The sequence below is a fragment of the Bacillus sp. B2-WWTP-C-10-Post-4 genome (genome assembly GCF_009183805.1).
GTDB classification, from domain to species: domain Bacteria; phylum Bacillota; class Bacilli; order Bacillales; family Bacillaceae_G; genus Bacillus_A; species Bacillus_A cereus.
Genome location: NZ_WEII01000103.1, coordinates 1 through 13215 on the forward strand (window position 1 = coordinate 1; position 13215 = coordinate 13215).

The window sequence follows — 13215 nt, forward strand, 5'->3', positions numbered from 1 at the left end:
GATATATACATACCTAAAATATTAACAAACGATAGTTATGGAGGTGTCCTTTCATGACACAAGATTTATTGTTCATTACAAAACCTACTGTAACGACCAAAGAGGCAGCCGACTTATTAGGAGTAACGGTACAAACAATTTTAAAAAAAGAAAAAGATGGATTAATAGAATGTGTATATAAAGATAACTGGAAGCAATTCGGTAGTAAGATTTTCTATTTAGAGGATATTGAACGTTTACAAAATCAAAATAAGGTTAAAGGCCTTAGCACGAAAGAAGTAGCTGAAATTCTTAATGTTGCACCATCTACTATCTTTACATACATCAAATCTGGAAAATTACCCGCCACAATGGTAGAAAAAAGAGGAAAACAAGTATATCTTATCGATGAGGAAGACCTAGAGATTTTTATGCTTGATTATGAAAAAACCAAAACAAAAGAGCGAAAAACATTCATTACGAAAATTCAAAATAAAGATATATACTTATATCAATTATTAACACATCAACATAACGGAAAAACAGCTAGGGTAATAGAGATCAATGGAGCAGACGGCAAGATTCTTACAGAGGACGAGGACATTTTCCCTCTATCCACTTATAAACAACATGATTACACCTTTGAACCTTTCATTAAAAAAGCGGTAATTACAAAACGAGGGTATTTATCTTTTTCCTTTAAAAAACCTCAATTATTTAATTCCATTACTTATAATCTAATAAACTTATTTTATAAGGAGCTAGGTATCACAAATATGAGATTGAGTATTTCAGCAGATACTATCAAATTAGAAATTAAACCTTTCGTATTACAAGTAGATCCATTGCAGTTTCAAGAAGAGATTAAGTACTTACATTCTCATATGAAATCTGGCACGATTCTTCCACATGTAGAAGGTATTTACTTTAAAAGTAATGTAGAGCCATTAACTTTTCATGCAGATCATGAATTTAAGCAAAAAGTAGTTCAAATGGCAGCGGAAGCTGGTATGAGACAGGAAGAATTCTTATTGCAAGCTGTAAAATCTTATATAACAAATTTTAAAAAACACTAAATCTACCACTTATTAAAAGAGGCGTAGAAATAAGATCTTTCTACGCTTTTAAAATATTTGTCACTCGCAATGAATACAACAGAGGGAAAATATCATAAAATTAAAATGTATAATTCCCATTTTTGTAAATTAAAGAGATGTATAACCAAAAGTGTATAATTTATTTGTATATAATTATATAAAAGCGATTAATTCTTTATAGACCACTCAAAATAGTCACTTAACTTAAACTAGCTATGAATTATAAACCTAAAAATCAAATAAGCTACCGCTTATAATAAGAATAGAATTTCAGTATCCAAGAGTTCGTTATATCAGAACTTAACGCGAAGATGAAAATGATGGTTATCACCCATCCTTCATTGTAGATGTATGTTGTACAAAGACATGAAAATGGATACTTTTTAGACAAGAAAGTGGGTACTTCTAATTCTATCATTGTTTTAGGACAAGAAAGTGGATACTTTTTTATAACGGAATTACTTCAGTTATATATATCCACGTGTATCTTTATCTTGATTTTCAATAGCAAATCTATTAATTAAAATGGAACTTTATTTCTGTACAGCTGCGTATAACGATTCTTTCCAAAATAAAAATACATCACCATTTAATAGTGATGTATTTTTATTAATGATAAGAGACAATTGTGTTGTAATTTACTTTTACTAGTAAATATTGGTTCAAAACTTGCCCTTTTTATTTTTTAGAAATTTCGCCTCAATCTAATATTATATTCTATCTTTGAAAAATCAGTGTTCTTGTCTCAATATCTGTCCGTGCAGCACCAGTAGTATGTAAACTAGATGGGCTCACCATAATTGGACCGATAAAATAAAACAATGATTTGTCTTTCATGTTTTATTTCTCCAAATCTAGTTTTATAGATTAAGCAGGAATTTTTTTTGGGGTTTCTCTAATGTCTTCCACTTTTCTGATTTTAAAATTTTTAAATACAAGTGAACCGATAAATCCAGATAATAGCCCAGTAGTCATAATAGTTGCAGTACATAATAATACTTTCATAGAATCATTAAATCCAAACATAACCACTAATCCAGCAATTGGTGTTGCAGTACCAACCGCGTTATTGATGAGTCCAAATGAGGCAACAACTACACCAGCAATCATGCCCCCCATGGCATTTGTTAAATAAATAGGAATTGGATTTGAAGCAATAATATCAAATTGTGTTAATGGTTCAATAGCAACTGCTGTTGTAGTGGCTTTATTACCAAATTTCATACGTTTAAATAACATATAATTAACAAAAGAAGAATTTGTTACCGATAGGGCACCAATCGCCATTGGCATGCCAGTTAAACCAATTAAACTTGTAAGTGTCATGGAACTTAATGGACTCATGCCAACGAGTGGGATAATCCCACCTAAAATGATTCCTAATAAAATTGGACTTCCTGTACCGGCGGATATTAGTACATCCCCTATATTCTGTAATAATCCGACTACTACTGGTGCTATTGCTGTTGCTATTAAACGTGCTATAACCGGAACAACTAAAACAGTAACAATTAAATCAAAGCCTTCTGGTATACGTTTTTCAATTTGTTTAATTAGGAAAGATACCAAATAACCAGCGATAAATGCTGGAAGTAACTTAAAATCAGCTACTGCTACCCCAACCATCATGGAATAGACAGGATTTACCCCCAATTTTAAACAAACAAGTGTACCAGCAGCTATTCCACCAAGGCCTCCAGCCATTTGACCAAGATCTTTTAAAAATGGAATTCCAATTAAATCACCAGTTACATAACTATGAAAAGCTTCTACTAAAAAGGTTGCACAAGCAGCACCTGAAAGCCCCCCCATTGCTTTCATTCCATGTGGAGCTTTGTAGCAAAATAATGACATGCATGAAAGAACAGCAAGTAAAAGTAAAGTACCTTTTAACATTTCCATCTTTATTCGTTCTCCTTTATTGCTTATTAAATATAATCATTGGGAGAATTGATATTTCTTCAAAGTTAATAACTTATCTCTCGAAGCCCTCATTATAATTTTTATATTTGTAGATTTATTTTTTCTTATAAAAAATTTTCAATTGATATGAAGCGATTATGTTCATTGTTTGAAGGTCTATTAATTTACAAGTAGAACAAAATAATACAGACTACTTTGGTTAACACCATGACTATATTGAGAAATTCTTATAAAGATGCTTATATTTCCCTCTATTGAAGCAGTATCTTTTATATGAAAAAACTGATGTAAAAAAATGTTCTTTTTCTACTTGTATTTTCAAAGTTGAATATTAAAAATTCTGAATTCATTGCTCGTGTTTTCAATATTTAGAGTATGTCTAGTAGTGTTTAGACTTATTTACATATCCTCTGAATGAACTTTTTAAATATTTATTTGGATACAAATCATTAATCATTGCGTAGGGACTTCCATTCCAGTATCTTACTACTGGTGTCCATAATCTCTGTCTTTTTAGCCACTTCATTGTGTACTGCTGTAATAATTGATTATCTGTCAACTTTTCTTTTTCTTCAATTGTCCACTGTAATGCAGCTAGCGCTTTTTCTCTCGTCCAAAATCCACTAGGTGTCATCTTAAATTCCCATTCTTTAAATTGATTCGGATATAAGTCATTAATCATTGCATATGGACTATCATTCCAATATAATTGACAGGCCCCCCTCAATCCCGCTTGCGTTAACCATTTATTTTCGTATATATTCTTCAATTGATTTGGATTTAATTTTTCTTTTTCTACAATTGTCCACTTCAGAGCTTGTAATGCTTTTTCTTTCGTCCAAAATTTATTAGGAGTCTTAGTAAATTCCCATTCTTTAAATCGATTTGGATATAAATCATTAATCATCGCATACGGACTTCCATCCCAGAGCATTCTTAAAGGTGCGCTTAGTCGTCGTTCGTTTAACCATTTTTGCCCATAAGTTTGCAAGAATATTTCGGGTGATAATTTCTCTTCTTCTTCAATTATCCATTTTAATAATTCTAAGGCCTTTTCTTTTGTCCAAAAATTTAAAGGTGTCATTTTAAATTCCCATTCTTTAAATCTGTTTGGATATAAATCATTGATCATTGCGTACGGACTATTTTCATACTTATGCTTCAATACTCCACGTAATCGATACTTCGCAATTAATGCGTAATTCCAATTCTGTTTAATCTCTTCGTCGTTCCAATTTAAAAGTTTTGTTACTAAATACCTTGTAACTCTTCTAGCTATCTCATTATTTTTATCTAATTTCCAAGTGTTTGGTGGGAATCTATTTCTTTTTCCATCTAATATCTCCTGATAAATTTCCTCTATAGTAACTGCTTTTATATGCATTTCATAACTTACACCCCTTTCTTATCTTCCGAACAAAGAAAATTCAGACTTTATCACATGAGTTTTCATGTCAATCTATAATAAGAAACCAGCTTAATTCTATTGCTTTGTCTTTCTAGTGAAAAGCTTTAATAAGTCTTTAAAAGAAAATAAAGGTTGATATTTGTAATACGATTCATATTGCCACTTATCACTACTCGGAAATTCCAAATTATCACATTTCTCTTTATTACTATTTAAACCATTCTTTTTATTCATATCTTCATCTCCATCTGATACAGGTAATATAATTGAAAACTAAGTTATATTACTGGCTGAATATCCTTAGTACCTATCATGAAATTTTAGTAAGTGCTATTAATTTTTGTTGCAAAACTTCATTTAGTATCCACTTATTAGGATTGAACTTCAAATATACAATCAATTTCCACTGTAATATTCATTGGTAGTTGATTTGCTCCAATTGCAGTCCGGGCATGTTGGCCTTCTATTCCAAAGATATCGTGTAACAACTTTGAAGCAGCATTAATAACAATATGTTGTTGATCAAAGTCAGTTTCACTATTCACAAAGGCTTGTAGTTTAATTACGTTGACAATACGGTCTAAATCACCAATATATTCTTTGACTGCTGCCAGTGTATTAATGATACAAAGTCTTGCTGCTTCTTGCGCTTCTTCTAGGGTTCTTTCTCCCCCGACTTTCCCTGTATAAGCGAGGTTACCATTAATAAATGGAGCTTGTCCTGATACAAATAGGAAATTTCCTATTTGTTTAACTGGTACGTATAATGCCTTAGCAGGCGAAGTTTTAGGTAATATAATACCTAGTTCCTCAATTCTTTGTTCTATTTTCATTTTTTAACCTCATTTTTATTTTATTTAAATATCACTAATGGCATATACAACTGTTGTTCTCGTAATTTTTACTCTGTCTCCCTCATGTTTACAATATAGTGTTCCCCCTCGGCCAGACAGCTGTCTTGCTGCCATTTCTGCACAAAATGGCAGCAAGCTTGAATGTCTTGAACTGCAAACTGGATCTTCATTACATTGAGCTTCTGGAAAAAGACCCTGGGAACAAAATCATATTTAGAACTTCTGGCTGTAACAGATGTAACTAGTTCTTCTAGTAGCTCCTTCATTTTCGCAAAAACAGGCGTCAGCTCTTGAACATCTTTTTCATTTCATATAACGAATATCAAATTTCTGCCCAAGTAGCTTACAACAGGTTTTATACCAATTGCTTCAACCATTTCTTCTGTCAATGTAATTTTTTCAGGTATTCTGCTGGGGAAATCCATCTCATAAATTTCTTTCTTTTTAGTTACATTAAGTTCTCCACTTTTTGTTAGAAACTTATATTCTTCGGCTTCCTTTTCATAATAGTTAGCAATTACGTATTCTGCCGCTAAAGTTGCATGGCCACAAAGATCAATTTCTCCATCAGGAGTAAACCATCTTAGTTTATAGCCCTCCCCTTCTTTTACTACATAAGCAGTTTCAGGAAGTTTATTTTCTATTGCAATTTTTTGCATCATCTCTTCTGGAAACCATTCTTCCATAATACAAATTGCTGCTGTATTTCCTTCAAATACGTTTTCTGTAAATGCGTCAACAACATAATATTTCATTGTTCCCCCTATATTTACATGAAAATTAATACTACTCCCCTACTTATTAATTAGTATTTCATTTATAAACTGTATTCTATATGATACTGGTATAAAACCCACAAGATGCTAATATAACACTACGATGATAAATTATAATCATATTATTATGATGTTTTAATGTAAATTCCCTATATTGTTCTTTTTCATATTGAAATATAATGATTGTAGCTTTATTATCTCATCATTGGGACACCTTTTGGTGCCTCGGTATGTTCCGAAAGTAAACGCCTTATTTCTTTAGGTAAAGGAATTGATTTTTTTAATTGAAAATTAAAATGAACCAAAATAACTTTTCCTCTTGCAATCCAATTTTGGTGTTCATCCTGTATAACATGTTCAACTTGAAAACTGGTATTCCCAATTTGGCTAATCCATGTATAAACAGTTACTTTTTGGCTATATGACGTCTCGCAAATAAAGTCACATTGGGTAGAAGCAACCATTAAGTTCCAGTATTTTACCTTTAGACTTGGATTGAAAATTTTAAAAAGTTCATTTCTCGCTTCTTCAAAATAAGTAAAATAAGTTGCATTGTTTACATGTCCCAAAGAATCACATTCATTAAAACGTACAGTAATATCATGCTTAAACATAATATATCTCCTTTTAAGATTGGTAATATAAAGGTCTCTGATTACATAGAAAAGTATTTAGTGAATAATAAATATTTGCAAGATTTTTAAAAATGAAGTATAGTGCCACTATGCTATATGACCGGTGTAGTTAATATTGCTATATAGGTTTTAAATATATATTGCTTTTGTGTTAAATGATTAAAATATCGTAACAAATGGGTATCCTTTTAAAGCAAAGATGTTTAACCTAACTCTTGTTAATATAGTTATTTCCTCCTTCCTAATTCTATTTTTTAATTCTTTATTTCAGAGATTTCCTTAATCTACTTGTATGTTATAACGGAACCGTATATAACACTCAAGTCCCTTCTATAACACTGAAAGGAGAATTAGTATGCATTTTGAAATTCAACGTAACAGTGAAATTTCACTTTCCAAACAAATATACTTATCTATTGTTGACCAAATTCGTTCCGGCTTTCTACAGGAAGGAGCACAATTACCTTCTATACGCATTCTTACAAAACAATTGAAAGTGAGTCTGGTGACAGTAGCAAAAGCATATAAGAAACTTGAAGAAGATGGCTTTGTTACCTCAATTCAAGGAAAAGGATCATTTGTTAATCCAGAAAGAAAAGAAGTTGTTAATAGGCAACCTAAAGTTTCTCCTTATAATTGGCAGGTATCAATTCAGGATTATTTACCTAGATCTCAATTTTCACGCTTTCATTATGTTCCAGAAATGATTCAATTATCATCTTCGATGATTGATCCAAAGCTTTTTCCGAATCGTTTTTTAGAACAAGAAGTTCAAAAAATATTTGTTGATAACCCAAGAATTTTATCTCAATATGGAGAAGTACAAGGAGATCTTGAACTAAGACATGAAATGGCCGCATATTTGAAAAGAATGGATATTACTACAGTTCCAGAAAACATTTTAGTTACAAATGGTTCTCAACAAGGAATTGGTCTTATTGCTCGTACGTTTATCGGACCTGATGATGTGGTTATAATGGAGGCTCCAACTTACCCAGGAGCAATTGATGTCTTTCGTGGGAGAGGTGCTACAGTCCTTACCGTTCCAATCGATAAAGATGGTATGAGAATAGACATCCTGCAGAATTTATGTGACAAATATAAACCAAAGATCATATATACAGTGCCTACCTTTCATAATCCAACAGGTATTGTCACAACTGCTAAAAGACGTAGACAAATTCTTGATATAGCTCAAAGTAGCAATAGCATAGTTATTGAAGATGATCCATGGAGCGAGATTTACTTTAATAAAAAACCACCGGCTCCCATTAAAAGTTTAGATGATTCCGGACATGTCATTTATTTGAAAGGATTAAGTAAAACATTTGCTCCTGGTTGTAGAATTGGAGTATTAATTGCTTCTGGTTCCATATTTAATCGATTATTAGCAGCAAAAGCTAACGCAGATTTAGGAAGTCCTTTACTTACTCAAAAAATAATATTGCCATTTATGAGATCACAAAAATCAATGGAACATATAAAAAAATTAAGAACTGCTTTGAAATTACGAAGGGATCTAGTTTTGGAACTATTGTCAAAACTTGCTCCATCTGAGGTTTCATGGTTCATACCTGAAGGAGGATTAAATCTTTGGATTAGCCTTCCTGATTGGATGGATACAAATTCTATTCTTTTAGAAGCACAAAAGAAAAAAGTGACATTTTTGCCTGGTACAGCATGCTATCCTGTAGAACTAGAAAATCACCATTTGAGATTGAGTTACTCTTATATGAGTGAGAAGCAATTAAAAGAGGGTGTAGAAATTTTATGCGGTATATTCCATTCTTTCATTTCAGAAAAGAAATCTTACGACAATTCACCATTCTTTTAACTGCGAGTTGATAGTAAACAAATCAGGTGTTTGTTCACTATAGATGAATATGTACTATAAATAAATGAACGAATAAATGTTCTTTATATCTAAAGGGTAATTAACAAAACAAGATAGATAAACTTAAGAAATAGGTTTTATCTATCTTGTTTTTATAATTTAATCTAATATTTTTTAACTGATTTAACTATATCTATAACAAAAAGGGCATCTAAGGATGTAAGCAACATAAGCCTAAGTCTCAATTAATACTAGCCTACGAAAATGGTTGGTTAGGTGCTTTTAATATGTAAATGCTCCTGTATGTATAAACATATATCCTATTTCAAGATTTAAGTTTACCCACCCACCTCTTAAATAAAGTAAATTTATATTTTTGGGTTCCCGCCACATCGATATCAAGCTAAGCTAATACAACGTTAATTATATTAGAGGTTGTTTCTTTTTTCTAAAGACTACGTTTAGATATCTTTTTAATCTGATAAAATCACATGTTCCTCCAGCTTAAAAAATAAATACCCCAAAAAGAAAAAGTGCTTTTCCAAGTCAAAATGCATGTTTTTTATTTTGGGGCTTTATAAGATTTTTAAGACGCTAAATATCAGTTCAATTCAAGTATACTAAGATATTAATTCAACATATATTTCAATCCTTATCTTCAATCCTGCGGCTCTATAGTTATCTTTCATGCATTGGACAATCAATTGAATACAGTATTTAGTTTTAAAACAACAAGCGTAAAAGTATAATTGAAATAATACCTCCTAGTACGGTTCCAAATAAACTACGTGTTTTTATCGCAATAAAGAAAGTTGGTAGGGCTGCAAAAAATTCAATGTTACTTGTAAGTGATAAAATCTTTCCATCATGTATAAATATCTCTTGACCAATCAAAGCAGCTATAACAGAAATAGGAACATAATTTAACCATCGCATTCCCCATTCTGGTAATTCGAAACGACTTAGTACCATAAGAGGAACGACCCTTGGAATAAACGTTACAATAGCTGAACCTAGAATGATTAAAAAAACTCCCCATCTTACTTCCATTTTTCCACCACCATTCCTATTGTTGAAGCAATAATTGTAGCCACAATAACTCCCATACTACTGGACAATATGAAAGAACTTCCCACAGCAATAACAACTGCTATAATTGCGACAATAATATCTAGTTTAATTGTACTTCGTCCTAACATTGTTAGTATAAGTATTCCTATAAACATTGCTGGCAAGGCAAATCCTAGACCAAATTCTTCGGGGTTGGAGATCCACTGTGCCAAAAATGCTCCTGCTAAATTAGCTACAAACCAGTTTATATAAGCTGTTATATTAAGGCCATGCATCCATCTTTCACTGATTTGTTTTTTCTTTGCAGCTTCACTAATAGCAACACCAAATGTCTCATCGGTAAGTAGGGAACCTACTAACATATTTCTAAATGGAGAAAGATGCCGAAAATAAGGTGCTAGTGCTGCACTAAGTAAAATATGCCGAAGATTAACGAAGAAAATAGTAATAATAATGGCAGTAAGAGAACTGCTTGTTGCCATCATCCCAGCAGCAATAAATTGAGCAGAGCCAGCATAAAGGATTAAAGATATTAGAGCTATTTCAGCTATGCTGAGTCCCGCAGTCTTTTGAATAACACCTGCCGCTATTCCGATACTTAAATAACCTAGTAATGTAGGGATACAATCTTTTACTCCTTTGATAAAGCCATCTTCATCTCTCTGAGATGAATTTACTTGGACGTTCGACAAACTCATTTCATGCCCTCCTTATTCTTAAAAATAGAAGCTAACACACTAACTACTATGAAAAAAATGAAAGAAAATACGGTTCAATTTATTTGAACCGTTTTCCAGTGACAACATGAAATAGATTAGAATCGTTTTTCCAAAGAGATTCCGTTTTCTCTGGCCCAACTTCTTTAACTAATTCTGAGAACATAATGTCATGTCTAATGTACTCCATTGCGATTAATACCAGGGCTGGATCTTCTGTTTTTATTGCCCATGCAGGTGTATTTGGAGAGAAATTTGCAATTAATACTTCTTCATTGTCCCGTGCGACAATTGTTAATCGACCACTCATACGTTCCTCAGCTACTTCGGGAGCCATATAATTATGATGAGTAGTTACACCAAGCTGCATATCAGGTGCTCCAAAAAGAATAGAGAAAACATGGATTTCTTCATTTATTCGTCTATCTATAGCACTTTTTAAATACGAGGCTTGTGGTTCCCAAATCGACAACCATATTTCTTTTTCTGCTTTATTTATGATATCAATCATTTCAGCAACAACATGCTCATCACTACTGATACGATGAATCACATCTACTTCTTGTTCGCCTTCTAACGCAGATAAATTCTTTTCAAGATAATCCATAGAATTTTCGAAGTTGTTTCGTAATCGGCGGATTAACTCTTTAGCTGGCAATGGGGCATAGGTTACAGGATCAGAAGGTACCGTATAAACCGCACCTTTATCAATTAATTTTGCCACCACTTCGTAAATCGTTGAACGAGGTACGCCTGACCTTTTACTGATTTCATATCCTGTTATGGGATAATTTTTTAAAAGGCCTATATACGCTTTACATTCATATTGCGAAAATCCCCATTTCTGAAGTTCTTTATAAAGTTCTTCCATAATAACTCCTTTAGTAGTTAGTGTAGTACTTACTATAAAATAAAGTATATTATATGTCAAAGTTATTTTTGAGCTATTTACTTTCTTTAGCTTGATGGAAATTTTGACAGGCTCCCTTTTTAAAAAATTTAACGATTAATGTCTATATTCTATCCTTTCTAGCACTTTTTCTTAGAGAGGATTTTAACGTGTTATTAAGATCTAAGTGTTATAAAACGCCCTTGACTGTTATGTATATGTACCCGTTACCATAATTCTAATGGTGTATATATGCTTTTATATGCCTACCTCATATTTTATAAGTGGAGGTGTAAAAGACATGTATTGTGAATTTCCTTGATTTGTAGAAATAACAGATTTCAAACAATATTCTCCCGGATTCATTTTAGGTTGGTTATTCCTCAGTCATCAAATTGGTTCAGCACTAGGAGCAGCAATTTTAAATCTTTTACTACCTGAAGCTAAGCAAGCCTTCAGTGAGAATAAAAATATAAAAGCAGGAGTTAAATAAAACTGGGGTTCTATTAAGTGAAAACACATACATGTTGAAAGGATGATAAAGTATGTCAAAACAAGAGTTCCTACTATTAAAAGAAAAACTATCATTACCTGTTATTATGGCTCCGATGTTTTTGGTTTCAAGTCCAGAAATGATTATTAATGGTTGTAAAGCTGGAATAGTAAGCTCTTTTCCACTACTTAATGCCCGTACCACGGAAATACTAGAGGAATGGATGAAACATATCACAAATGAACTTTCAACAAGTCAGCTTAAAAATGTAACACATTCTATTGCTCCTTGGGCAGTGAATCTAATTGTACATCGAACAAATCAACGATATGAGGCAGATCTTGAACTAATTAAAAAATATCGGCCACCTATTGTAATTACATCACTGGGAAATCCATCATTAGTAGTAAATATTGTGCATGAGTATGGAGGATTAGTTTTCTCAGATGCTACTAATCTAAATTATGCGAGAAAAGCCGCGGAAGCTGGAATAGACGGTTTAATCCTCGTTTGTACAGGAGCTGGCGGACATGCGGGAACACTCAATCCAATTGCCTTTCTAACGGAAGTAAAAGAGTTTTGGAATGGCATTACAGTAGTCGCTGGTTGCATATCTCGTGGTCAAGACATCTTAGCCATGGAAATACTGGGTGCAGATATGGTTTATATGGGCACCCGATTTATAGCCTCATCTGAAAGTTTAGCAAATGATACTTATCAAAATATGCTGGTTGAATCCAATGTTGAAGATTTGATTTACACCGATGCATTTAGTGGAGTGCATGCAAATTATCTTATTCCTAGTATTTTAAAGGTAGGACTTGATCCCAATCATTTGCAAAAGAAAACATCATTAGATTTTTCTTTTGCTCAAACCAATGAAATGGAAATAAAGCCGTGGAAAGATATATTTTCTGCAGGTCAAGGTGTAGGAAACGTCAAACAGGTGCAACGAATTGCTGATATTGTAACAAAATTAAAAGGAGAGTATGACCAAGCATTTACCTCGCTAGTAAACAGTTATTCCAATTCTACATTGCAGAAGAATAATTAATAAACTGTCTATTTCTTATAAAAAAGAACTTGTAAAAAGGTTACAAGTTCTTTTTAGATATTATTTATCGTTTTCCGACAGAAGACTCCTTCCTCAAAAATGTGAAGGTGTGAAACCTAAATTTTAGGTGGGAGATGAATGTCGGTTGGCATAAGCCAACTTGTTTGCTATCATTTACTTGTACAGATTGCTCTTTGAAAACTGAAGATATGAGGTTGGTTGCAGAAAAACGTTGCAACCGTAAAATCTTCAACGTTCTTTCGCCCCACGCTTGCCGAAGTTGCGAAAACCAAGCTAAAGTAGGTAGTGTGGTGAGTAGTTCAATAAGACCAAATCCATTGATCATCCTCATTATTATTGGAGTCATTTAGGATTTTCAATTCTTGAATTTTTTCAATGTTATTTCTTATATTCCAATGAATGGTACTCCCACCCCATTCTACAAGTTCCATATTATTCACTTTAACTTTGTCACCGACATTAAAT

The 13215-nt window shown here is 32.5% G+C and carries 10 protein-coding genes and 1 pseudogene; 3 read left to right on the forward strand and 8 right to left on the reverse strand.

The genetic code is table 11. The features are described from left to right. Window positions 1-53 precede the first annotated feature (53 nt). Window positions 54-1055: a helix-turn-helix domain-containing protein gene (locus GBN78_RS24585; RefSeq protein ID WP_074626502.1), complete on the forward strand. Its 1002-nt coding sequence runs from the start codon at window positions 54-56 to the stop codon at window positions 1053-1055. Window positions 1056-1943: 888 nt separating this feature from the next. Here the strand turns inward: GBN78_RS24585 and GBN78_RS24590 are convergent. From GBN78_RS24590 to GBN78_RS24610, 5 genes and pseudogenes are all read right to left on the reverse strand, one after another. Further along, entirely contained in the window at window positions 1944-2978 is a 1035-nt protein-coding gene (locus GBN78_RS24590) for a PTS sugar transporter subunit IIC (protein ID WP_152127798.1), read from the reverse strand. A gap of 400 nt (window positions 2979-3378) precedes the next feature. After that, window positions 3379-4383, reverse strand: a complete 1005-nt coding sequence (locus tag GBN78_RS24595) for a DUF4046 domain-containing protein (RefSeq protein WP_152127799.1) — start codon at window positions 4381-4383, stop codon at window positions 3379-3381. Window positions 4384-4778: 395 nt separating this feature from the next. Continuing rightward, window positions 4779-5240 (reverse strand): RidA family protein, encoded by a 462-nt coding sequence (locus GBN78_RS24600; protein WP_098451312.1) that lies wholly within the window; start codon window positions 5238-5240, stop codon window positions 4779-4781. 24 nt (window positions 5241-5264) lie between these two features. Beyond that, a pseudogene (locus GBN78_RS24605) lies at window positions 5265-6016 on the reverse strand (PhzF family phenazine biosynthesis protein). Between the two features lie 215 nt (window positions 6017-6231). Then, entirely contained in the window at window positions 6232-6651 is a 420-nt protein-coding gene (locus GBN78_RS24610) for an acyl-CoA thioesterase (RefSeq protein ID WP_152127800.1), read from the reverse strand. A 376-nt stretch (window positions 6652-7027) separates the two neighbouring features. On the opposite strand from GBN78_RS24610, the gene pdxR reads away from it, so the two are divergent. Next, entirely contained in the window at window positions 7028-8506 is a 1479-nt protein-coding gene (pdxR, locus tag GBN78_RS24615; RefSeq protein WP_152127801.1) for a MocR-like pyridoxine biosynthesis transcription factor PdxR, read from the forward strand. Window positions 8507-9229: 723 nt separating this feature from the next. Here pdxR and GBN78_RS24620 read toward each other — a convergent pair. From GBN78_RS24620 to GBN78_RS24630, 3 genes are all read right to left on the reverse strand, one after another. Then, entirely contained in the window at window positions 9230-9556 is a 327-nt protein-coding gene (locus tag GBN78_RS24620) for an AzlD domain-containing protein (RefSeq protein WP_152127802.1), read from the reverse strand. Further along, the gene (locus GBN78_RS24625) at window positions 9547-10275 is read right to left on the reverse strand and encodes an AzlC family ABC transporter permease (protein ID WP_152127803.1); all 729 of its coding nucleotides are present in this window, start codon (window positions 10273-10275) and stop codon (window positions 9547-9549) included. The genes GBN78_RS24620 and GBN78_RS24625 overlap by 10 nt, the downstream gene beginning before the upstream one ends. 79 nt (window positions 10276-10354) lie before the next feature. Beyond that, complete coding sequence (locus GBN78_RS24630; protein WP_152127804.1) at window positions 10355-11164, reverse strand: TrmB family transcriptional regulator; 810 nt, start codon at window positions 11162-11164, stop codon at window positions 10355-10357. A gap of 563 nt (window positions 11165-11727) precedes the next feature. On the opposite strand from GBN78_RS24630, the gene GBN78_RS24635 reads away from it, so the two are divergent. Next, the gene (locus GBN78_RS24635) at window positions 11728-12729 is read left to right on the forward strand and encodes an NAD(P)H-dependent flavin oxidoreductase (protein WP_152127805.1); all 1002 of its coding nucleotides are present in this window, start codon (window positions 11728-11730) and stop codon (window positions 12727-12729) included. The last annotated feature ends 486 nt before the right edge of the window (window positions 12730-13215 follow it).